This is a genomic window from Peribacillus sp. FSL K6-1552 (assembly GCF_038005205.1).
In the GTDB taxonomy this organism is placed as follows: Bacteria; Bacillota; Bacilli; order Bacillales; family DSM-1321; genus Peribacillus; species Peribacillus butanolivorans.
Genome location: NZ_JBBOST010000001.1, coordinates 1,557,096 through 1,580,211 on the forward strand (window position 1 = coordinate 1,557,096; position 23,116 = coordinate 1,580,211).

23 protein-coding genes are annotated in these 23,116 nt (G+C 38.9%); 17 read left to right on the forward strand and 6 right to left on the reverse strand.

What is annotated here, in order from left to right:
- The first annotated feature begins 77 nt into the window (after nt 1–77).
- The 12 genes from NST21_RS07510 to NST21_RS07565 all read left to right on the forward strand — a co-directional run bounded on the left by NST21_RS07510 (nt 78) and on the right by NST21_RS07565 (nt 10,942).
- The gene (locus tag NST21_RS07510) at nt 78–1,304 is read left to right on the forward strand and encodes an acyl-CoA dehydrogenase (RefSeq protein WP_057213375.1); all 1,227 of its coding nucleotides are present in this window, start codon (nt 78–80) and stop codon (nt 1,302–1,304) included.
- Nucleotides 1,301–2,074 (forward strand): SDR family oxidoreductase, encoded by a 774-nt coding sequence (locus tag NST21_RS07515; RefSeq protein ID WP_340888553.1) that lies wholly within the window; start codon nt 1,301–1,303, stop codon nt 2,072–2,074. The genes NST21_RS07510 and NST21_RS07515 overlap by 4 nt, the downstream gene beginning before the upstream one ends.
- Nucleotides 2,075–2,111: 37 nt before the next feature.
- Nucleotides 2,112–3,722 (forward strand): long-chain-fatty-acid--CoA ligase, encoded by a 1,611-nt coding sequence (locus NST21_RS07520; RefSeq protein ID WP_340892475.1) that lies wholly within the window; start codon nt 2,112–2,114, stop codon nt 3,720–3,722.
- Nucleotides 3,723–3,794: 72 nt separating this feature from the next.
- Nucleotides 3,795–4,364, forward strand: coding sequence for a TetR/AcrR family transcriptional regulator (locus NST21_RS07525; RefSeq protein ID WP_340888556.1), 570 nt, complete (start codon nt 3,795–3,797; stop codon nt 4,362–4,364).
- A 39-nt stretch (nt 4,365–4,403) separates the two neighbouring features.
- Nucleotides 4,404–5,288, forward strand: a complete 885-nt coding sequence (locus NST21_RS07530) for a 3-hydroxyacyl-CoA dehydrogenase family protein (RefSeq protein ID WP_340888557.1) — start codon at nt 4,404–4,406, stop codon at nt 5,286–5,288.
- Nucleotides 5,285–6,064 carry an enoyl-CoA hydratase/isomerase family protein gene (locus NST21_RS07535; RefSeq protein ID WP_340888558.1) on the forward strand — a complete coding sequence of 260 codons (780 nt, stop codon included), beginning with the start codon at nt 5,285–5,287 and terminating at the stop codon, nt 6,062–6,064. Before NST21_RS07530 ends, NST21_RS07535 begins: the two co-directional genes overlap by 4 nt.
- Before the next feature lie 16 nt (nt 6,065–6,080).
- Nucleotides 6,081–6,482, forward strand: a complete 402-nt coding sequence (locus NST21_RS07540; protein ID WP_340888559.1) for an acyl-CoA thioesterase — start codon at nt 6,081–6,083, stop codon at nt 6,480–6,482.
- Between the two features lie 30 nt (nt 6,483–6,512).
- Nucleotides 6,513–7,574 (forward strand): phosphotransferase family protein, encoded by a 1,062-nt coding sequence (locus tag NST21_RS07545; protein ID WP_340888560.1) that lies wholly within the window; start codon nt 6,513–6,515, stop codon nt 7,572–7,574.
- Between the two features lie 4 nt (nt 7,575–7,578).
- Nucleotides 7,579–8,337, forward strand: a complete 759-nt coding sequence (locus NST21_RS07550) for a 2-phosphosulfolactate phosphatase (protein ID WP_340888561.1) — start codon at nt 7,579–7,581, stop codon at nt 8,335–8,337.
- 36 nt (nt 8,338–8,373) lie between these two features.
- Entirely contained in the window at nt 8,374–9,153 is a 780-nt protein-coding gene (locus tag NST21_RS07555; RefSeq protein ID WP_340888562.1) for an SDR family NAD(P)-dependent oxidoreductase, read from the forward strand.
- Between the two features lie 16 nt (nt 9,154–9,169).
- Nucleotides 9,170–9,949 carry an enoyl-CoA hydratase/isomerase family protein gene (locus NST21_RS07560; RefSeq protein WP_201181663.1) on the forward strand — a complete coding sequence of 260 codons (780 nt, stop codon included), beginning with the start codon at nt 9,170–9,172 and terminating at the stop codon, nt 9,947–9,949.
- 15 nt (nt 9,950–9,964) lie between these two features.
- Nucleotides 9,965–10,942, forward strand: a complete 978-nt coding sequence (locus tag NST21_RS07565; RefSeq protein WP_056530659.1) for a quinone oxidoreductase family protein — start codon at nt 9,965–9,967, stop codon at nt 10,940–10,942.
- An 88-nt stretch (nt 10,943–11,030) separates the two neighbouring features.
- Here NST21_RS07565 and NST21_RS07570 read toward each other — a convergent pair whose 3' ends face one another.
- A complete protein-coding gene (locus NST21_RS07570) occupies nt 11,031–11,366 on the reverse strand; it encodes a DUF3905 domain-containing protein (RefSeq protein WP_056530656.1) in 336 nt (111 codons plus the stop codon).
- A gap of 123 nt (nt 11,367–11,489) precedes the next feature.
- On the opposite strand from NST21_RS07570, the gene NST21_RS07575 reads away from it, so the two are divergent.
- On the forward strand, nt 11,490–11,648 hold the full coding sequence (locus tag NST21_RS07575; protein WP_056530653.1) for a hypothetical protein: 159 nt from the start codon (nt 11,490–11,492) through the stop codon (nt 11,646–11,648).
- Nucleotides 11,648–11,794, forward strand: a complete 147-nt coding sequence (locus NST21_RS07580; protein WP_169787512.1) for a hypothetical protein — start codon at nt 11,648–11,650, stop codon at nt 11,792–11,794. Before NST21_RS07575 ends, NST21_RS07580 begins: the two co-directional genes overlap by 1 nt.
- Nucleotides 11,795–11,836: 42 nt before the next feature.
- On the opposite strand, the gene NST21_RS07585 is transcribed toward NST21_RS07580, so the two are convergent.
- Both NST21_RS07585 and NST21_RS07590 read right to left on the reverse strand, forming a co-directional pair.
- Complete coding sequence (locus NST21_RS07585; RefSeq protein WP_340892476.1) at nt 11,837–13,597, reverse strand: B12-binding domain-containing radical SAM protein; 1,761 nt, start codon at nt 13,595–13,597, stop codon at nt 11,837–11,839.
- 215 nt (nt 13,598–13,812) lie between these two features.
- Nucleotides 13,813–14,838, reverse strand: a complete 1,026-nt coding sequence (locus tag NST21_RS07590; protein ID WP_340888565.1) for an acyltransferase family protein — start codon at nt 14,836–14,838, stop codon at nt 13,813–13,815.
- Between the two features lie 284 nt (nt 14,839–15,122).
- Between NST21_RS07590 and NST21_RS07595 the strand changes: the two genes are divergently transcribed.
- Complete coding sequence (locus NST21_RS07595) at nt 15,123–17,282, forward strand: PAS domain S-box protein (RefSeq protein WP_340888566.1); 2,160 nt, start codon at nt 15,123–15,125, stop codon at nt 17,280–17,282.
- Between the two features lie 647 nt (nt 17,283–17,929).
- A complete protein-coding gene (locus NST21_RS07600) occupies nt 17,930–18,172 on the forward strand; it encodes an aspartyl-phosphate phosphatase Spo0E family protein (protein ID WP_053345125.1) in 243 nt (80 codons plus the stop codon).
- A 609-nt stretch (nt 18,173–18,781) separates the two neighbouring features.
- Here NST21_RS07600 and NST21_RS07605 read toward each other — a convergent pair.
- The 3 genes from NST21_RS07605 to NST21_RS07615 form a co-directional block, all read right to left on the reverse strand.
- Nucleotides 18,782–19,513, reverse strand: coding sequence for a ZIP family metal transporter (locus NST21_RS07605; RefSeq protein WP_340888568.1), 732 nt, complete (start codon nt 19,511–19,513; stop codon nt 18,782–18,784).
- Nucleotides 19,514–19,647: 134 nt separating this feature from the next.
- Nucleotides 19,648–20,871 (reverse strand): MFS transporter, encoded by a 1,224-nt coding sequence (locus NST21_RS07610; RefSeq protein WP_056530645.1) that lies wholly within the window; start codon nt 20,869–20,871, stop codon nt 19,648–19,650.
- Nucleotides 20,872–21,021: 150 nt separating this feature from the next.
- Nucleotides 21,022–22,521, reverse strand: a complete 1,500-nt coding sequence (locus NST21_RS07615; RefSeq protein ID WP_340888570.1) for an ATP-binding protein — start codon at nt 22,519–22,521, stop codon at nt 21,022–21,024.
- Nucleotides 22,522–22,676: 155 nt separating this feature from the next.
- On the opposite strand from NST21_RS07615, the gene NST21_RS07620 reads away from it, so the two are divergent.
- Nucleotides 22,677–23,114, forward strand: coding sequence for a MarR family winged helix-turn-helix transcriptional regulator (locus NST21_RS07620; RefSeq protein ID WP_053345129.1), 438 nt, complete (start codon nt 22,677–22,679; stop codon nt 23,112–23,114).
- Nucleotides 23,115–23,116 lie beyond the last annotated feature (2 nt).

Consider the following 23,116-nt stretch of genomic DNA (forward strand, 5'->3'; position numbering starts at 1 on the left):
AAAGGAAAAATAGTTGTATACTGTAAAAAGAAAGTTAACATACTAACCGGTTAGTGAGTTGAAAGGGAGGAATTAATTTGAACTTTGAACATACACAAAAAGTAAAAAATCTAGAAAAGAAGTTAACAGAATTTATGGAGAAATACGTATACCCAAATGAATCGGTGTATCATAAGCAGCTCGAAAAACAGAAAAGCCGCTGGAGTGAAATACCGCCGGTTTTATCTGAATTAACTGCGAAAGCAAAGGAAGAAGGACTCTGGAATTTATTTTTACCGGAAAGCAATTATGGAGCCGGTTTAACCAATCTTGAATATGCGCCGCTTTGTGAAATTATGGGAAGATCGATGATAGGACCCGAAATTTTTAACTGTAATGCGCCTGACACTGGGAATATGGAAGTATTGGTTCGTTATGGTACTGATGAACATAAAGAGCGCTGGTTGAAGCCGTTGCTTGCTGGGGAAATCCGCTCATGCTTTTCAATGACAGAGCCAGAAGTGGCATCTTCTGATGCAACCAATATTGAGTGCCGAATTGAAAAAAGCGGTAGTGAATATGTAATAAACGGTCGGAAATGGTGGTCTTCTGGAGCTGGTGATCCACGATGTAAAATTGCTATTGTTATGGGTAAGACCGATCCAGACGCCTCTAAGCATGAACAACAATCTATGATTCTCGTACCGCTGGATACACCGGGAGTCAAAATTGAGAGAATGCTCCCTGTTTTCGGTTATGATCATGCACCTCATGGACATGCTGAAATAACTTTTGAAAACGTGAGGGTCTCAAGCGAGAATATTCTTTTGGGTGAAGGGAAAGGGTTTGCTATTGCTCAAGGAAGGCTCGGACCTGGAAGAATACATCACTGTATGAGGCTTATCGGAGCTGCAGAAAGAGCGCTTGAAGAATTATGTAAGCGCATTCAAAATCGTGTCGCTTTTGGAAAACCTTTGGCGAGACAAGGTGTGATTATGGAATGGGTGGCAGATTCCCGTATTGAAATTGAGCAAGCCAGGCTTTTGACTTTAAAAGCTGCCTATATGATGGATACTGTAGGAAACAAGGAAGCGAAGGCGGAAATTGCCATGATAAAAGTGGTTGCACCTAACATGGCATTAAAAGTGCTGGATCGTGCCATCCAAGGGTTTGGCGCAGCAGGTATATCTGATGATTTCCCTTTTGCGGCTCATTGGGCAAATGCCAGGACATTGAGGCTTGCCGATGGTCCGGATGAGGTACACCGTTCGCAAATCGCTAAAATTGAACTTCGCAAACACCAAAAGCACGAGGTGAAAATATGAAAGCGACTGACCTATTTGATTTAACCGGAAAGACAGCGATTATTACAGGTGGAGGAAGAGGGCTTGGAGAACAAATAGCGACAGGCTTTGCCGAAGCAGGGGCCAATGTGGTTCTTTGTTCCAGAAAAAAGGAGGCATGTGATGAAGTTGCATCGCATATCGTGAAGCTGGGAGTGAGGGCGCTTTCCATCAAATGTGATATTACCAACCCGGTAGATGTACAGGAAGTAGTGAACGTAACTTACAGAGCATTCGGATCTATAGATATTTTAGTAAATAATAGCGGGGCATCCTGGGGAGCTCCTGCCGTTGAAATGCCCCTTGAAGCCTGGCAGAAGGTAATGAATGTAAATGTGACTGGAACCTTCATCATGAGTCAGACTGTAGGTAGGATCATGATCGAACAGGGGTATGGAAAAATCATAAACATTGCTTCTGTCGCGGGACTGGGCGGGACGGATCCAAGGGTCCTTGATACAGTCGGCTATAATACGAGCAAAGGGGCGGTAATTACCTTAACAAAGGATTTAGCCGTTAAATGGGGCCAGCATAATATTAATGTAAATGCGATAGCACCTGGATTCTTTCCGACAAAAATGACCAGAGGTGTTCTTGAAAAAGGGAAAAATCCTATCTTGGAATCCACTCCGCTTAAAAGGTTAGGGAGTGATGATGATTTAAAAGGGGCTGCGATTTTCCTAGCCTCGAAAGCCTCCGATTATGTGACCGGGAATATCTTAATTGTTGATGGGGGTTCGCATGCAATGTAATGAAAAGTAATTAAATATGGCTGGAGGGTATGTAATGATGAATGAAAAAAAGTGGCTGTCAATGTATCCTGATTCAATACCTAAGGAAATAAAAGTTCCTGAGTTTCCGATGCAGCAGATCCTTAAAAACACATTTCAGTCCTATCCAAACAATACAGCAATTACTTTTTATGGTCGAAAGATTTCTTATCAGGAGCTTTTCTTTGCATCACAAGCTTTCGCTTCAGCTCTTCAACAAATGAGTGTCCAAAAGGGTGATCGTGTAGCAATAATGCTCCCTAACTGTCCGCAATACGTCATAGCTTACTACGGCTCATTGACTACAGGTGCCATTATTACACAAATCAATCCAATGTTGGTTGAAAGAGAGTTGCAGCATATTTTACAGGACTCTGGTGCCGAAACAATTGTAGTGTTAGACGGACTATATCCAAAAGTGAAAAGTGTGCAAAAGAATGTAAATGTGAAAAATATTATTGTAGTCAGCCTCCAACCATCTGATGCAGATTTCCAACCTGATATTACATTTGATCAATTTATAAAAACAGGCGATGGCAACATTACTCCAGTAACAATTGATCCGGGAAATGATATAGCCGTACTTCAGTATACAGGAGGCACAACGGGACGTTCGAAGGGTGCAATGTTGACACACAGCAATATTCTGGCTAACGTAGTTCAATCTTATGAGTTCTTCAAGCATGAACTAAAAATAGGTTGTGAACGAACGTTGACGGTCATACCACTTTTTCATGTGTTTGGAATGACGTCTGCAATGAATTTATCGGTGTATATTGCGGGTGATTCAATTATGCTGCCACGGTTTGAAATAGAGGAAGTATTAGTAACAATTAAGCGTGAACAGCCTACCATTTTCCCTGGTGTACCTACTATGTACGTCGCGTTAACGAACCACCCTAAGGCTGAAGAATACGGTATGGGTTCGATTCGGGTCTGTAACAGCGGGAGTGCCCCGATGCCGATGGAACTGCTTCGTGAGTTTGAACGAAAATCAGGGGCGAAAATAATGGAAGGCTATGGTCTTTCGGAAGCTTCCCCAACAACGCATTGTAACCCTATATTTGCTGAAAGAAAGCCCGGTAGTGTCGGGATTGGTTTCCCTTCCACTGATTATAAAGTGGTGGATCTAGGAGACGGAACAAAGGAAGTAGCTACGGGTGAAATGGGAGAGTTAATTATCAAAGGACCGCAAGTTATGAAAGGTTATTGGAATATGCCTGAGGAAACGGCGGTGACTCTGAAGGATGGCTGGCTTTATACAGGTGATATTGCCAAGGTTGATGAAGGCGGGTATCTCTATATTGTCGACAGGAAAAAAGATTTGATTATTGCAAGTGGCTATAATATTTATCCGCGTGATGTAGAAGAAGTGCTTTATGAACATCCAGCTGTTCAGGAAGCGGTTGTTATCGGAGTTCCGGATACCTATAGAGGAGAGTCCGTTAAAGCAGTGCTTGTTCTTAAAAGTAATCAGAAGGCAAGCGAACAGGAAATCATCGATTATTGCCGTGCAAACCTATCGGCCTATAAGGTCCCGCAACTTGTAGAATTTCGTGAAGAGCTTCCGAAAACAAATGTAGGAAAGATTTTAAGGCGAGCTTTAAGAGAAGAATTTTCTAAAAAATAATCTAGCTTGATAATACGAAAGCGTATGATATCAATTCACCTGAAATTTTAAACAGAATGCGAGGATGCTTACATGAAAGAAAAAATGACAGAAAATAGCATACGTTTATTCGAAAAGAAGGGCTTTAGTGAGACGTCTATTCAGGATATTGTTGAATCGATTGGTGTGACGAAGGGAACGTTTTATTATTACTTTACGAGCAAAGAACAGTTGCTTATGGATATTCATCTGGCTTACATAGATGAGCTCCTAAATGAGCAGGGAAAAATCATTCAGATTCTTGAAAAAAGCTGCAAAGATAAGCTTTTCGAAATGGTTTATATGCTTTTAAAGAGTATCAAAACAAAAAAATCAAGCGCTACGGTCTTTTTTCGTGAAATGAAAAATCTAAGTGAAGAAAAACTGGCTCAGATCCTTCCTAAGCGTGATGAATTCCGTAATAGAATTGAGCAGTTGCTTAAAGAAGGTATCGAGAGCGGAGAGTTTCGCTCCAATCTCGATACTTCTATCATCTCGTTTGCGATTTTGGGTGTGGCCAATTGGAGCTATCATTGGTTTGATCCAGATGGGGAAAAAACAGATCAGGAAGTGGCAAGGATTTTTATGGGAATGATTTTACAGGGAATTGAAGCAGGAAGATAAATTACATACTAACTAGTTAGTAGAAGGGGGAATGACGTTATGCCGAACAAGCAAATTAATTCTATAACCGTAATTGGAGCCGGCCAGATGGGGCATCAGATTGCGATGCTTGCAGCACTTGGAGGATTCGAGACAGTTCTCCAGGATGTTCAAGAAAATGCTTTAATAACAGCTAAGGAAAAATTGGAAGATATTTTGGCTAAGTGGGTCCAAAAAGGAAAATTGACTGAAGATCGTAAACTGGCAGCCTTCAGTCGCCTTCAATATACTACCAATTTGGAAAAGGCGGCAAGCCGGGCGGATCTTATCATCGAAGCGATTGTAGAAAAGCTTGATGTGAAACAGGAAGTCTTCGCCAAACTAGAGGAGTTGGCACCAGCAGAAACAATTTTTGCGACTAATAGTTCGACTATCGTCAATAGTCTCCTTTCGGGTGTGACAAATCGTCCAGATAAGTTTATTAATATGCATTTCTTTTTTCCACCTTTAGTAATGGATTGTGTTGAAGTTGTCATGAGTGATCAAACATCTGAAGAAACAGCAAAGCTTGCAATGGAAGTAACTCAGAAAATGAACAGGACAGGCATTTTATTACGGAAAGAAATATCAGGTTTTGTTGCCAATCGAATTTTAGGTGCACTACAGCGTGAAGCCTTATTTCTGTATGAAGAAGGAATCGTTGATTACAAGGATATCGATTTAATTTGTCGAAAAGCATTAAGCCATCCAATCGGCCCGTTTGAACTGATGGACTTATCAGGTATTGATGTAAGTTATTTCGTCATGCAACAGCGATATGACGAAACTGGAAATCCTGAAGATAAACCAAATGTTTGTATTGAAGAAAAGGTGAAACAAGGACATCTAGGACGGAAAACAGGTAAGGGCTGGTATGACTATCCAAACAAAGGAGTGAAAAAATGAGAAATTTTGTGAGAGTGGAAAAGGAAAATAAGCTTGCTATTGTAACCATTGATAATCCTCCATTAAACGTAATCAGTAAAAATGTATTTAAGGGTTTGTTGGAAGTATTTACTGAGCTTGAAGAAGATAATGAAACGGTAGCAGTACTCATTACTGGTGCAGGCGATATTGCATTTGCTGCAGGTGCGGATATAAAAGAATTTCCACAAATGATGGGAAATCCGAATATGAAAGAAACTGTAAGGGAAAGTCATGCAATCTTAAATAAAATTGATCATTTTCCTAAACCGACGATTGCTGTCTTAAACGGTATGACTTTAGGAGGCGGATGCGAACTAGCTCTGGCCTGCGATTTGCGGGTAGCCGAAGCACAGGTGCAAATCGGCCTGCCGGAAGTGAAATTAGGCTTATTTCCAGGAGCTGGGGGTACACAGCGTTTGTCTAGACTTGTTGGGAATGCAAAAGCAAAGGAAATTATTTTTACCGGTGATTCACTTAATGCAAAAGAAGCAGAAAAGATAGGGCTCGTCAATAAAGTCGTCGAGCAGGGATGCGGGTTAACAGAGGCAAAAAATTTAGCCTCACGTATGACGAGACATTCACTTCAGGCGCTTTCGAGAATTAAAAAGGCTATAAATGAAGGAAGCGAATCGACACTTGAACAAGGATTAGAGATTGAAACAAATCTTTTTGAAGAAATCTTCCAAACTGAAGATGTGAAAGAAGGAGTTTCAGCATTCTTAGATAAGCGGAAACCTGCTTTCTTACATCGATAAAACAAGGAGGGACATAATGCATGAATTAAAAGTTAACGTCCGCTTTTCAGAAACGGATGCCTTGGGCCATATCAATAACACAAGTTATTTTATTTACCTCGAAGAAGCCCGCATGAAATTTTTTGAAGCGTTGGGATTAGCAACAAATGTCGAAAAGTGGAACTTTTTGCTTGCTTCCACAAAATGCGATTTTATTTCTCAGGGGTATTTTAACCAACTTTTAACTATTCGGACATATTTGACAAAGGTAGGCACGAAAAGCTGTGAAATGGTCCATGACATCTATTGTTCACAAACTGGAGAGGCCATTGCAAAGGGGAGTGCGGTCTTAGTTTGTTTCAATTTTACTGAACAGAAAAGTGAACCTATTCCTGTAATGATAAAAGATACGCTTATCTCACATCTTGTTCATACCTAGATTCACTAAAGTATAAAGGAGTGAAGGAAATTGGTTGATGATACGATTCCTGTTCGTTCCGGTGAGGAACTGAATTTAAGTACATTAGAAGATTTTCTGAGGAAAAATGTCTTGGACCTACCAAATGAACCGTTAGAACTGCAACAGTTTTCTACAGGGTATTCCAATTTGACCTATCAGTTGAAGATGGGAGAGTGGGAAGCTGTATTAAGGAGACCGCCGCTTGGTCCTGTTGCTCCAAAGGCACATGATATGAAACGGGAACACCATATTCTTTCATCAATCAACCCGTATTTTCAAGCAGCTCCTGAACCTATACTGTTTTCGGATGATGATTCAATCGTCGGATCTCCCTTTTTTCTAATGGAAAGAAAACATGGAGTTGTAATAGATTCTAAGTTTCCCGAAGGAGTCGAACCGACTTCAGAGAGGTGTCGTCAGCTTTCTTATGTCATGGTTAATCAGCTTGCTGACCTCCATTCAATTCCATATGAGAAAACGGGATTAGCGCAAATCTCCAAGCCTGAAGGGTTTATCGAGCGACAAGTACACGGTTGGATTTCCCGATATGAGCGGGCAAAGACAGATGAAATCAAAGAAGTAGGGCCACTTATCGATTATTTGCAAAAGAATATACCTCAGTATAGCCAAACTTCCATTATCCATTATGACTACAAGATTAATAATGCCATGTTTAACCAAAACCTAAGCGAAATGGTAGGATTATTTGATTGGGAAATGGCCACCGTTGGCGATCCGCTGGCAGATTTAGGAGTTGCTTTGAGCTATTGGACTGAAAGCAGTGACCCAGAATTGATTAAATTTGGTTTGGGACAAGCGTCAGTTACAACCTTGGATGGTTTTCTGACCCGACAAGAATTTATTGAAGCCTATGCAGTGAGAAGTGGCAGGAATGTTTCCAACATCGATTTTTATTTAACTTTTGGATACTTTAAGTTAGCTGTCATCCTTCAGCAAATCTATTACCGTTATAAAAAAGGACAGACCAATGATCTCCGCTTTTCTAAACTTGGAACAACGGTCAAAAGCTTAATCACCCATGCAGCTCATGTTGCGGCGAAGGAAGCTTGAGAATATGGGACATATACAAAACATACATTTGCTATTAAAAAAAGAAGAGATAGATAGGGAAAAGCTTTTAGAAGGAGAGAAAGTGGCCATCATCCTGGATGTTTTATTAGCGACTACAACTATCATTTCATCTCTTCATAATGGAGCCCGACAAGTAATTCCTGTCCTTAACCCTGTAGACGCCCTATTGAGAAGCAAGGAATTGGATCATGAGGATTATTTATTGGCAGGAGAACTTAAGGCTAAGCCGGTTGATGGATTCATGTATCCGAGTCCGACGCTTTTGAGTAAATTAGTTCTCAATAAAACGCTTGTATTATCTACGACTAATGGGACGGTTGCACTGAGAAACTCTGCTGCAGCCAAAAAGGTGTATATAGCGTCCTTGTTAAATAATCCCTCTGTTGCTGAAAAAATAAAAAAAGATCATCAGACCGAAACGATTATTATCGTTTGTTCGGGGAATTCGGGTGAATTTAGTTTGGAAGACTTTTACGGAGCAGGTCATTTGATAGAGTGCTTGATTACTGGAGCACAAGGAACGTTCAGTCTGAATGATGCAGCAATTGCTGCTTGCACTTTTTATCAGACGAATGCCGACAATACTTTTGATATTCTGCAATCATCACATGTCGGGCAGCTGTTTGATAAACATGACTTGATTGATGATTTGAAATTGGCTTCTCAAAAAGGTTCGATAAATCTTGTTCCTGAGTTGATAGATGGGAGAATCGAAGCTGAATTGAAAAGGCAGGAAACGTAATAACATGTTATCAAATCCAGTTGAAGAGGTGAAGGAATGAGGTTTTTACAGTCAATAGCGGTGGTAACAGGTGCAGGATCTGGAATTGGAAAGGCTACAGCAATGCGCTTATCAGACGAAGGGGCAAAGGTTTTATTAGTGGGCCGGACGAAAGGAAAGCTGAAGGGAGTAGCTGCTGAAATCAATGCCCGGCACACAATTCCAGTGGCCGATATTTTTCCTGCAGATGTGACGGAGGAGGAAGATATAAAAGAGTTGGCGCTGTATGTAAAAGAACAATATCGGGATCTTCATATTTTAATCAACAACGCAGGTGGATCGAAATCCTCGAAGCTTTTGGATACCTCTACAGATGATTGGAATATGATTCAAGATGTCAATTTAAAAAGTGTCTTTCTTGTTTCGAAGTACTTAGGAAAAGTGATGGAAGAAGGTGCTAGAAATGGGAATGGTGACTCCGTTAACCGGGCAATCGTGAATGTTGCTTCACTCTCAGGACATCAAGCTGGAGCATTTATCCCACATTACAGCTCCGCTAAAGCAGGAGTAATCAGTTTGACTAAATCTCTAGCACTGGAATTAGCTGGAGTTGGCATACGTGTCAATTCCGTATCACCTGGGTTTATTGAAACACCCTTAACAGAGGATGGTCTGCAGAATGAAAAATTCGTAAAGTCCATTCAACGGAACACGGCCCTGGAAAGAGTGGGTAAAGCGGAGGAAATTAGTAATGTCATTACGTTTGCTGCTTCGCCGGAAGCTTCCTATATGACAGGAACCGACATTTTGGTCGACGGCGGCTGGTTGATTAAGTAGAAAAGGGGATGGGTAAATGTTAAAAGAACACTTATTAACAGAAGTAAATAATAATGTATTAATCGTGACTTTGAATCGTCCTGAAAGCTTGAATGCCTTTAGCCCAGATATGATCTCAAACTTAACGAAAACGATTACCGATGTTAAGCACAAGCCTCATATAAGGGCCGTTGTCATCAAAGGGGCTGGACGTTCTTTTACTGCAGGAGGAGACGTTAAGTCGATGGGGCAAGCCTCGGCAGGACAATTGTATGATCATGTTGGTAAAATGAATGATTGCATTTTGGCGATGGATTCTTCTGAGGTTCCTATTATTGCTGCAGTTCATGGATTTGCGGCAGGAGCTGGTTTCAATTTGGCACTCGCATGCGATTTAATTGTGGCCTCGGATGATAGTCAATTTGCTATGAGTTTTTCACAGGTGGGCTTGATTTCAGACGGAGGAGGTTCGTACTTTTTACCAAAATTAGTAGGTCCTCATCTTGCAAAGCAGCTCTTCTTTTCGGCTGAACCGATTTCGGCCGAGCGCTTATATCAGTTAGGTGTCATTAATTATTTATTTCCACTAAATCAACTAGAAGAAGAAACGTTGAAACTTGCTGACAACCTTGCCAATGGACCGACAAAGGCATTTGGAATGATGAAAAAACTCGTTAGTCATTCATTTACGGCTACACTAGATGAAATGCTCGAACAGGAACGAATTACCCAAACCTTGATGGCGTCTACAGAAGATCATCTAGAAGGAGTTGCGGCATTCAAAGAAAAGCGTAAACCTGAATTTACTGGAAACTAACAAGGGGGGACAGTGATGAAAGCCATTCAATTTGAAGAATACGGTGGACCGGAAGTACTGAAAATGACTGATAAAGAAAAGCCGGTGCCAACTGGACATGAAGTGCTGATTGAAATTGACTGTGTCGGCGTTAATTATGCCGATACAGCGAGAAGGGAAGGGCAATATGTGGTTCCTACACCACTACCTTTCATACCAGGTGCGGAAATAGCTGGAGTGGTGGTGGAGGTTGGTGAAGAAGTAACCAAAATCAAACCGGGGACAAGGGTCGTGAGTCTGATTGAAGCGGGAGGGTATGCCGAATATGCCTTATCGGATGAATTCTCTGCAATTCCTCTTCCTGATGTGATTCAGTTCCATGAAGCTGTTGCCTTACCGCTCCAAGGGTTAAGTGCCTATCACATTATAAAAACGATGGGACGCCTGCAACAGGGTGAAACGGTGCTTGTCCATGCAGCTGCAGGTGGCGTTGGAACGATTGCGGTCCAGCTTGCCAAAATCTTCGGGGCTGGAAAAGTAATTGCCACCGCAAGTACTGAGGAAAAGCTGGCGCTAGCTAAAAAGCTGGGGGCCGATATTCTAATCAATTACACCAATGAAGGTTGGGAGCAGGAAGTGCGTGAAGCCACTGGAGGAAAGGGTGTCGACGTCGCACTGGAAATGGTTGGTGGAGACATATTCAATAAAACACTGAAATGTTTGGCTCCATTTGGCCGACTTGTTGTTTTTGGTAATGCTAGCCGTGAGGCATATACGATGAACCCACAGGTTTTAATGCGCCGTAATCAATCTGTGGTAGGTTTTTTCCTGCCGCAGATTATGAAAAAACCAGATTTGCTGCTACCAAGCATCAAAGAGCTCTTTTCTTACGTAGCGTCAGGTAAGCTAACGCTGACTATCGGAGGTATTTATCCGTTTGAACAGGCTGCTGATGTACATGAAGAAATGAACTCCCGCCAAACAAAAGGAAAGTTGATTTTGCAGGTTAAATAAGGAAGGAGGGTGTACCGGACTTACCGGGGACACCCTTATTTTATGTGGGTATTACTAGTGAATTTTGGCTATATGACTTGTGAGTCATTTAATCCGTTTTAATACTCACATCTTTATCAGGATGCATGAAAGGGGCATGTGGGGCTCTTTTTGCCTCTAACAGTTCGCGGTTTTCAGTTGAGTTCCATCCAATATCATTAGTTGGGTGTATCCATTCGTCTCCAGCCATGATTTCTGGGTCTGTATCTTCGCTCCAATTTTCGAGTGGTGAGTTTTCTGATGCATATTTGCTGTCCCCAATGACGACTCCATACTCATTAACAAAAGGAGCTTGCGGTTTTATCCCGGTACCTTTAAAGCTCGGTGCGTTAATTTGGTGAGGTTGGGTATCATCCATTATTGGATTATCCAATTTTCTTTTCATAAAGTATCTCCCTTTCGTTTTAGGGTTATTTTACTCGACTACCCATATATTATCCCTGAATAATTTTAAGCGGAATTACCCCATTCTAAAAAGGTAAAACTTTTTAAAAAAGGTGGAATGAACATGAAACGGAAAGCCAATGTAGATGGAGCAATCAAAGCAAGTACGACGCCAAAGAAAAACCAAGCAGTAGAGGAATATTCAAATGAATTCGCAGTTGAAGAAAACGCCATGAAAGGTGCCAACCGTAATTCAAAGCAAGGCAGAAAAGGTAGAAGTTAATGGATAAAAACAAACGCAACTCTCAAGAAAAACGGGTTGAAGAAATTGTACGAACGGAATTTGGAATGGAATTCAGTGGTGATATGAATGCATCCAAGATCTATGAAATATTGTCTACAGAAAATAAAAAACGTGAAAATAAATAGAGAATAAAGGACGGATCCTTTTTGGGATCCGTCCTTTATTCATTATAAAATGATGCTATCAGATTTTGAAAGAGAAAAAATGGATGAGCCTTTTCCGCTAGGATCAAAATAAGCAAGCATAATCGATGATTTATTAACAATTGTTCCATCTGCTAAATATGTTTCTAAATCAAAGGGAAGTTCTTCAAGTAATGTGTGTTTGTGAATTTCTTTTTCATTTAGTCCCAAGGCAATGAAAGAAGATCCAAGATGTTCAGGTTTGTTTAGAATTTCTTCATAAATCTCTTTGCGCCCTTGTTTATCAAGAGAAGCATCCCACCATGGTTTACGTGGTTTGTATTTTTGATTCATGAAATAATCCAATTTCATGAGTCCGATAATGGTTTTTAAATCAGCTGATTCTCTGGAAGATAAAAACTGCTGTAATCGACGGAACAAGTCTTCAAGTTGATGTCCGATTCGAGACCAGCCTTGTTCATCCCAGAAGGTACCAAATTCTTGGAAAAAGTCGAATGGTGAATTAAACACCGATTCAACCAGAAACTCTGTCGTATGATCCATTCTGTGATCGTTCCAGTATTTTTCAAGCACATCTTCAACTTGTTTAATACGGACAATGTCGTCAAAGGACAAAACATTATTCCCAAGAATTTCATAAGGAGCATGATCACTGTAAATATAGTCGTGATCATTGGCACGTATCCGTAGGCCTGTACCACGCAGCATTTTTAAGAAACCAAGCTGCATTTCTTCGGGCCTTAGTTCGAAAACATCATTGAAGGTCTTCCTGAATGAATGATAGTCTTCCTCAGGCAAACCAGCAATCAAGTCAAGATGCTGATCAATTTTTTGACCGTCTTTGACCATGGTGACTGTCCGTGTTAGTTTTTCGAAATTTTGTCTTCTCATGACCAAATCATTTGTATGATCATTCGTCGATTGTACGCCGATTTCAAATCGGAACAACCCTGCTGGTGCATGATCATTCAAAAACTGGATAACTTCCGGACGCATGATGTCCGCTGTGATTTCGAATTGGAAAACCACTCCAGGATGATGTTCGTCAATTAAAAATTGAAACATATCCATTGCATAACTCCGGCTGATATTGAAGGTACGGTCAACGAACTTAATAGTTTTTGCACCATTTTCCATAAGGTACCTAATATCTTCTTTGATATTTTCCCGATCAAAATACCGGACACCTACTTCGATAGATGAAAGACAAAATTGACAGCTAAACGGACAACCACGGCTTGTTTCGATATAGGTGACACGTTTGGATAGCTCGTGGCGGTCTTCTTCCAATCGATAAGGGGTAGGGAGGGATTTCAAATCCACCTTGCCATTCTGTGGCTGAATAACTTTTTTTCCATCCTGTCGATAGGCAATCCCACCGACTTTTTTATAATCGTTAGCACCTTCAATTTCAGATAAAAGTGCTTTGAAAGTAACTTCTCCTTCGCCAATTACGATAAAATCAGCTCCGGGAATCTGGTCAAGCCATTCACCAACATCATATGTGACTTCAGGTCCGCCGAGAATGATAACCAATTCAGGATTGATTTTTTTCAGCATTGCCACGACTTTCATTGTTTCCTCGATGTTCCAAATATAGCAGCTGAACCCGATGACATCAGGTTTTTTGGAATAAAGGTCGCCTACGATGTTCATAATCGGGTCTTTTATCGTATATTCTGCCAGCTGTACATCATAATCTGGCTGAGCATAAGCTTTTAAATATCGGATGGATAGCGATGTATGGATGTATTTTGCGTTAAGAGTACTGATTATTATATTCATGTTAAAGGGCGTAAAAGAAACGCCTGGCTCCTTTCGTGTACATGTCTTTTTAAGCCAACAAGCACTAACGAGTAATTTTACCATAGCCTGCTCGATTTGAAAAATGCGTTATTATTAATGAAGGAGAATCTATTGCCTTTGCTTTTGGCTTGTAAGTTGGTATGGAATTATGTTTGAAAAAACGGATAAAGCAGAAACTGCTTTATCCGTTTTTTTCAAAATGCTTGTTTAATATACTCTTTTGTTTTAGTCATGAAACGTTTTGTTTTGGTTGCTTTCAATTCGATAATTGGCTGAGCCATTGTAGCAATCATTTGGCTTGACAATAACACAGTGATCAAGAATGAGAGGCCGGCAAGCATGATAAAACTCTCTGTATTACTGAAGTAGTCCTGTATGGTGCTTTCACGGAAGAAACGAATGAAGAAGCCGTGCAGCAGATACACATATAAAGTTTGTTTACCCCAATTGGTAAAGAAATATTGTCCGCGTGGGATGAAGGATAGAAAGCTAAACACTGAAATTATGCTCAAACCATAAAATCCCAGTCGCTTAAACATGGACACGATTGTCGCATCTTCAAGCTCGGCATAGGGTTTCGAACCGAGCAGCCATTTATAATTGATATCGGTATTTAAATAAAAGCCGATAAAAATCACTAACATGACACCAAGTGAAGCCAAACGAACTTTGGGTGTGAATAACTTTTTTAAATGATCTTTGCTTAAATGGTAACCGATTAAAAACATCGGGAAAAAAACGAATGTCCTTGAGAGACTAAGGTAATTGGAGATATTGTCAATATACCCAATTAATAAAGCGATTAAAATAGATAAACCTATGCCTACTGAAGGCTTTAGCTTTGAAAAACCAAGTAGCATGATGTTCCAACAGAATAAACTGATCAAGAACCAAAGCGACCATTGAGGATCAAGCAAGTCTACTGTGATGGCAGTACGTTCATATAAGAAATAATAGTAAACGGTATATATCAATTGGAAAATAATGTAAGGTAAAATTAATTTTTTTGTAATTTTAGCTAAATACCCTTTTTGATAAAAACCTTTTGCAAAGAACCCTGAAACAAGGATAAAAGCAGGCATGTGAAAGGAATAAATGGTTTTATATAGAGCGTAAATTGTTTCACTGTCGTGTATATACGTATTTAGTAAATGTCCAAAGACGACAAAGGCCATGAGAATGAACTTGGCGTTATCAAAGAAAAAATCACGTTGTTTCATATTTGCCTCCATTAATAAATTTTAAGGTAGCTAGAAAGCATTGTTATTTATATACCCTTAATCCATAGAATTAAATCTCATATTAGTAATTTTATTAAATCATTCTTAAAATAAGCTTAACTCTAAGTATTAGTCGATTCAACATACTATAATTTAAAATAAAGTAAAATTTTGGATTTTGAATGGTAATATGATTTTACTGATTTTTGAAAATACCGAGGAGATTTAAGATAGTTGTCGAATAAAGTTGGGTAAGTATTGGTCTTTGAATAAGGGGTGTAAATATGAATATAGGTTATGAGAATGAAACGGGATATAAACAAAAAATTATAAAATTAAATAAACAGATTGAAAGATATAACGAAATTTTCAATTCCATGTTAGAGCCCTATATTTGGGTAGATGAGGAACTAAGGTTCACTTATGTGAATGAGGCAGCTTGTACTCTGTTGGAAACACCGAGAGAGCAGCTGAAATTACTGAAATTAACTGATTTTCTTCAGGTCATCCCTTTGACTCAAGAAGAATTCGGCTCACAAAGTAGTAGCGAGGAAAGAGAAAAGAAAATGATTCAGCTTCATACAGGAGCGCTAAAGCAAATTGAATTTTTGCGTATTGGAGCGCCTTCCGAAGGACAGCAAATTTATCGTTTGGAGGATGTGACATTGGATGTTTCATCCTCCCGGGAAACATTAATGTCACGGCAGATGTTTTTGGACATTTTTGATACAGCCATTGAGAGCATCGTGCTTTTTGATAGCTCAGGAATAATCATAGAAGTGAATCATGCATTTATCCATGTCCTGGGCATTCCGAAAAAGGATATTGTCGGAAAAAATATGACGGATCTCATTTCCCAAAAATATAAGTCATATTGGGAAGAAAGTATTCGAAGAGTCTTCAGTGAGTCGAACTTCAGAGGAGAGGTAGAGATAATAGTTCATGATGAGCCACATCCATTTGTTTTTTCACTTAGTTCGACAGTCGGAAATGAATTATATATGTCGGTGTTTCGAAAGCTTACTGAATCGAATTTAATGGAAAAGAAGTTAGAGACGAGCGAAAGGATTTTTGCAGAATTATTTGACCAGTCAATGGATGCGATAATATTTTGGAATGATGACGGTATCATTTTTCGAGTAAATCATTCAGCCTGTAAAATATTTGAGTCTAGTAGGGAAGACTTGATAGGCAGTTATATTTGGAAATATGTCTACAGCAATAATCAACATTTTAATCAGATGATGGATACGTTTGAAAGAGACACCCAGGTCAGGGGTGAACTGATTTATAAAATGCCGAATCATCAAATTAAATTACTTGAATTAACTGCAAAAAAACATGAAGGTGATGGTTATAATGTGACAATCTTTCGGAATGTCAGCGAGCGCTGGCTGATTGAGAAAGAATTACGGGATAGTGAAAAGAAATTCAGGAAAATTTTTGAGGGAACATTAGATGGCTTGATTTTATGGAATGATAAAGGGTTTACAGACATTAATGAGGCGGGACAGGGAATTTTGGGGATTTCGAAGGATAAACTTCTTTCTTTAACTGTTAAGGAGTTTATTGAAAAAATACCTGGGAATGCAGCTGATCTGAACGCTCATATTGAAAAAGTCTACAAACATGGGGTTTACTCATCTATCATCCCGATAATGTTTGAAAATGGAAGAGTTAAGCATATTGAATTTTTAACTAGAGAAAATTTATATTCGAGCCTGCATTTAACCATTTTTCGTGATGTGAGTAAAAATCTTGAAATGCAGGAGCAAATTCGGAAATCAGATACCTTAAATGTTGTTGGTGAACTGGCTGCAGGGATTGCCCATGAAATTAGGAATCCAATGACGGCTTTAAAAGGATTCATCCAATTGCTTGAGGATGGTGTCAAGGGTGATTTCTCTACATATTTTCATGTTATTACCTCTGAAATTAAGCGGATTGAAACCATAATCACTGAATTTTTGGTGTTGGCAAAGCCTCAAGCACTTAAATTTTTCAAACAAGATGTTCATACAATTCTGAAGGAGACGCTTGAGTTGCTTGCCGCTCAAGCTCTACTGGAAAATATTCAATTTGAGACGAACTTTGAAGAAGAAAAGTTTACTGTTTTCTGCGAAGCAAATCAGCTAAAACAAGTATTTATTAATATTATTAAAAATGCATTGGAAGTCATGCCGGATGGTGGTTCTGTTCGTATTAAGACGAGAAGATTTTCCGAGAAGTACGTTTGTATATCAATTATCGATCAAGGGATGGGAATCTCGACGGAAATGCTGAAAAAGTTGGGTGAACCTTTTTATACGACAAAGGATAGAGGGACAGGGCTGGGGCTTATGGTTAGCTATAAAATTATTGAGGAACATAAGGGCTATATCGAAGTGGAGAGTAAAGTTGAGAAGGGGACTAGCTTTCATATATATTTACCATTCGAGAGTTAAACAGGAGGATGAAGATAGGTAGCTTGCAATTTGAAGAGTAGCAGATGAATTTTCTTCCCCTATTTTGTTATTTTTTCAGAAAGCATAAGTAAGTCTGAATGTTAAGAAGGAATCCCTCTTCGATGGATTCCTTTTTTGAATTTTATACCTCAACGCTAATTTCATTGAAATTAACGGAGGATTCAAATTTAGAATCTAATTGAGATTTACAGGTTTAATGTAAAATCCAACGGTTATTGCTTGCCATTTTGTTAATGAAGTTCTATCTTTCCTTGAGGTGAATGAATCTCTTTAAGGCACTCTATTAACTTATTACTTATTGATAATTTCGTTCTAGTTTGCTATGGTGGTAAACTGTCGAAGTATTTTAGCAAGTAGCAAAACAGTGAAAATTAAATATGAATAATATTGGCTCGGGGTTCAGAGTTAGTAGTATGTAAAAACGATTTAAGACTTAGGATCCTAAATCAAAACAAGTAGATTATGATAAGAAATTCCCGTCATATCATGTCCGCTGAAGGGTCAGGCTTTATCGCAATTTAAGAAGTTTTGTCTTTTTTTGCGAATCTATTTACATATAAGGCATATTTTGTAATACTTCATTATTATAATGTAACTTTAAAAGGGCAGGAGTAGTGAGTGTTGTTATGAATTCTAGGAGTACTACGGAAATTTGTTCTGAAATTCGAATGAAGCGTTGGGAAATGATGGAGTTGGCAAAAATGTATGGGATGAGTCATGAGTATACCCTTCGCCAAAGCGAGCAACTTGATAAACTGATAAATGAGTATTTAATCCTTCAACATCATTCGTCAGTTGAAGTGAGAAATAAACGAGAAGAAATGGTTGTTATTGTACAGAAGCCCTTTAATGATGATTTTACATTTTAAATGGATCTGAATGAAATGACTTTGTATATTAGAAATGGAAAAAAATAAAGGGGAGTAAACTCTCATATGGTTTATATATTTTTTTTCAATCCTGTTAGTAATGAACTAAGGAAACATAAGAACAAGGATGGAATATATACAAATATTTAAATGCGGAGAGAGAAGCAGGGCTGCTTTGTTTTAAGAGATTGATGGACGTTGTGATGTGCTGTCAGCTTATATGATTTCAAAAGATTTGATACAAAGATCATTAAAAATAAGGGGATAGTTTATATTTATTTTTCTCTTAGTTTGGACAACTTGCAGAGGAGTGAACAGAGGAAGGCTCTGAGGACATTCTTTGTGTTGCAGGAAAAGTTCAATTAGTTGGGAAATTAGAGTGTTAGGTTTATATGTCGGAGTAAGTTAACTCAACAGAGGTACATAGTATTCTTTTATGATTGAGGGGTTCAATAACTATACCACTTTCTAAATATACAGAAAATTATAGGTGGTTACTTGTATGAAGGCAGCTTCATAGGTGTATCTGGCTTAAATGACAACTTTAGTCTGAGATGCAAAAACTAAAGGCTGACTCATTTTAAAGGGCCAGCCATGAATGCACGAGAATTATAAAATTTCCAATAATATAACCATAAACAATAGGCCGACAATGAAGGAATAGGTGGATGTGCGCTCATTTCCATCCCCATGGCTTTCAGGGATTAATTCTTTATAGACGATGAAAAGCATAGCACCAGCGGCGAAAGCGAGGCCGTATGGAACTAAAAAACCAATGTAAGAAGTTAAATAAAAACCTATTAAGCCTGTGATTATTTCGATGGTACCGGTTAATGTGGCTATGATGAACGCCGTAAACTTTCCGATTTTTTGATTGATTAAAAACAAGGCGACAAGCAAACCTTCCGGAGCATTTTGCAGACCGATAGCTAAAGCAATTAAATTGCCCGTATCAGCCGCATCTGAGGCGTAACTGACCCCAACAGAGAGACCTTCCGGGATATTATGCAGTGTAATGGCTGTAATGATAAGCAAAGCCTTTTCATCGAATTGAATGCCACTTTTCGTATGACTGAGATCGATATGTGGAATGTTTTTCTCCATAATTGTTAATGTCATGACCCCGAGAAAAACCCCAATAACAAGCTGAATATACCCCCCAGTGGCTAAAGACTCGGGAATCAGGCTCAGTAACGAAGCAGCCACCATAATACCGGCAGTAAATGCCAGAAGCGTGTCTCTAAAGCGATGTGTGATTGAACCTTGAATGAACAAGATGGGTAACGCACCGGCCCCTGTAGACATAGCAGATAGGATGCTGCCTAATAAAACTCCACTCATAAATTTCTCCTTTGTATGGTACTTATCGTTACTTTTGTGTGTTTTCTGAGTGAAACAATAATTTATTGTATTGAGATGATAAAAATAGGTTCCAGGAAAAACTCATTTGGTAGTACTGTAATTCTTTATGTGTTTTATTCTTCGGCATACCATTTTTTTAGAGTGAGATCAGTTGGTAGCAACAAACTGATGATTCCTAACAAAGGCAAGAATCCTACAAGCTTAATCATGGATGCGATTCCGATGACATCTGCAATTGCCCCCAATGAAACAGATCCTATGGCGCCCATTCCAAATGCTAGGCCGACGGTCAAGCCAGCCATTGTTCCTACTTTGCCTGGAACTAATTCCTGTGCGTAGATTACGGTAACTGAAAAGCTGCTCATAATAATAAATCCCGCGATCAATAATAGGATAAAGGCGGCTGTAGGCGGGACGAATGGCAACAGAGCGGTTATAGGCGTACTGGCAGCGAAAGAAAAGAAAATCACGTTTTTACGGCCGAACCGGTCCGCAAGAGGTCCTCCGAAAAACGTTCCTACAGCCCCAGCAGCTAAAAAGGCGAATAGGAAGATCTGTGCGGATTTTATCGTGAATAAATGCTGCTCGATTAAATAAAAACTGTAAAAGTTCGTCATGCAAGAGACATACCAGGAACGGGCAAAAATAATGAATAAAATTAAGACCAGAGCTTTGGCCACTTTATGGGAGCGCTCTTTATTAATTACTTTAGCTGCAACCTTTTTCGGCTTGAAGTGCACCAGCTTTTGAGAATACCATTTGGCAATATACAGTAATAGCATAACGGCTGTAAATGCAACTAAGGCAAACCAAAGTGCACCTTTTTGACCAAATGGAACAAGTACGATGGCAGTAATGAGAGGGGCGAGAGCTTGCCCGCTATTCCCACCAACCTGATAAATTGATTGTGCCAGGCCTCTCCTAGGACCTCCAGCCATGTATGCAACCCGGGAGCCTTCCGGATGGAAAATGGCTGACCCAAAGCCCATTAGAATGACTGCACCAAGGATTATAGTATAGTTTGGTGCAAGTGCGAGAACGATGACCCCGATTAAAGTGCTGGTCAATCCAATAGGTAATGCATAGGGAAGGGGCTTTTTATCTGTATAAAAGCCAACAGCAGGTTGGAGAAGCGATGAGACGATATTCAAGCAGAATGCAATCATCCCTAGCTGTGTATACGTTAGAGACATTGATTTTTCAAGAATGGGAAACATGGCCGGTACAACGGCCTGAAGGGAATCATTCATTAAATGACATATTCCTATGATAATCATGATCTTCAGTGTCATATCTTTTTTTTGCGGTTCTGGTTTAATTGCTGTGATACTTGCCATATGTATATTTCCTTCTTTCTAAAATAAGAATCTTACATATTCCAATCATTCGTTCGCATGTGTGCTCTGTATGTATTACACCCTTGTCTAAATCAATTGTTAGTGTTCGTATTGCCCAGCATATGAGAAATAAACTCATAAATGATCGTATTACTCCAAGTTGTCATTTAATAGGGGTAAACTAATAATAACTGTTGTACCTTTTAAAGGTTTACTTGTAAGCTCGATCGTTCCATTAAAAAGTTCAATAATTCGCTTGCACACGAAAAGACCTAATCCAGTTCCTTCTTTTTTGGACGTGTAGAATGGCTCGAACACTTTACTGATGTCTTTTTCATTCAGCCCATGCCCAGTGTCGATGATTTCTATTTTTGCCTTTTCATTTTCTCTGTAAATTTGTATGGTTAGCTTTTTGCCAAGTTCCATTGCCTCCAGGCCATTTTTGGTAATATTAAGAATGACTTGTTTGAGTTGGTCCTTTGTACAATAAACCATGATTGGTTCCTTTACGATGTTCCATTTCACCTCAATATTTAAGTAACGTGCTTCGGATTCTATTATTGGTCTTAATTCAGCAATAATACTGCGAATATCGTATAAGGATAAAGTATGTACTATGGGTTTTCCTAAAATTAAAAACTCGCTGACAATGCTATTTATTCGTTCAATTTCTTTCATGATGACAGAATAATAAAACTGGTCTTGTTCTTCAGGGTGTTTTTCAACAAGTAATTGGACTAGTCCCTTAATGCCGGTGAGGGGATTTTTTATTTCATGTGCAGTACTAGCCGCCAGTGTACCGACAAAATCAATTTTCTGCATTTCGTTTAATTGCTCTTGTTTTTTCTTCTCTCTACGAACGATTTGTTCCTCCACAACTGTATATATCATGTGAGTAATAAAGAATGTGAAAAAGACAAAAATTAAAAAAACATTCATGTTGATGGTGTTAAGCCGGTCGGGCATTTTAACGGAAAAAGTCCAACCTACTTCAGTCAAAGGGACATTCACCCATGTTGAATTTCCAGTAACTCCTTCGGCATTTATCTCCAGAATGCGAGTTTTATTGCTCGTTTCTAGTTTCACCGATTGATTAGGGAGAAGCATTTTTAAACCGTTTTCTATATAATCCAACCTAATATGTGCCAATAAAAAACCTTGAACCTTTTTGTCGTTATCCAAAATAGGGGCGAAAATGGTAAAATAATTAAAACTCGAGTTATTTAGCTCCCTCTTCCCAACAACAACGGCTTTTTGGGTTTCAACTGCCTTGTCTATATCATCCTGTTCAATTAAAAAGTAATGGAGGAAATCCTTATTTGTCCCTGAAATAGAAATGCCATCTTGATTTAGCCAATATACTCCTGCGTACCTCGGATCTGTATCTTTAATCCAGTTCATAAGGAGTTTTGTTTTTTTATCCTCCATATATAGAACAGAACTGCTAAGACTTAGCAGTTCCAGATTTTCTTTCGTTTCACTGATAACTTCGTCTATGTATTCTTGACAAACTGATCCAACCCATTCAGCTTGATCTTGTCGCTCTTTATGGATGGATTGTTCTAAGTACATCCAAAAAATGATAGATAGAATAATTAATGGTAAAATAACAATAAGCAGATATGTGGTAAATTTATGCCTAGTTTTCATGATTGTCACTACTTTAACTTTTTTTTCTAGTATATCAAACTGTATGATTAAACAATAGTACATACTGATTAGTCAAATTGACAAAGAAGCCGTAATGTCATATAATAACTTTTAATTCAAGATATTTTAATTAAAAATTTTAAGGTTGTGAAGTTATGGAGAATAATAACATCCAACAGTCTTTAAAGCTGTTTATTGTGATGTCGAGAGCTCATCGGTCCATTAATGATGTTGTAAATAAACATATAGCTGAAGAGGGTTTGAATCCAACAGAGTTTGCAGTACTAGAATTGCTTTATCATAAAGGTGATCAACCTCTTCAGCAAATAGGTGGAAAAATCCTGCTCGCGAGCGGTAGTATAACATATGTCGTGGATAAGCTCGAACAAAAGGAATATCTACAGCGGATAGCATGTAAAGAAGACCGCCGTGTAACTTTTGCCAAAATAACGGATAAGGGAAAGGCCTTTATTGAAGGAGTATTTCCTGAGCATGAAAAAAGAATCGATGATATCATGAGTGTTCTCACAAAAGAGGAAAAGGCTACTGTGATAGAATTACTTAAAAAAATTGGTTATTCCGCTCAAAAGTAGCT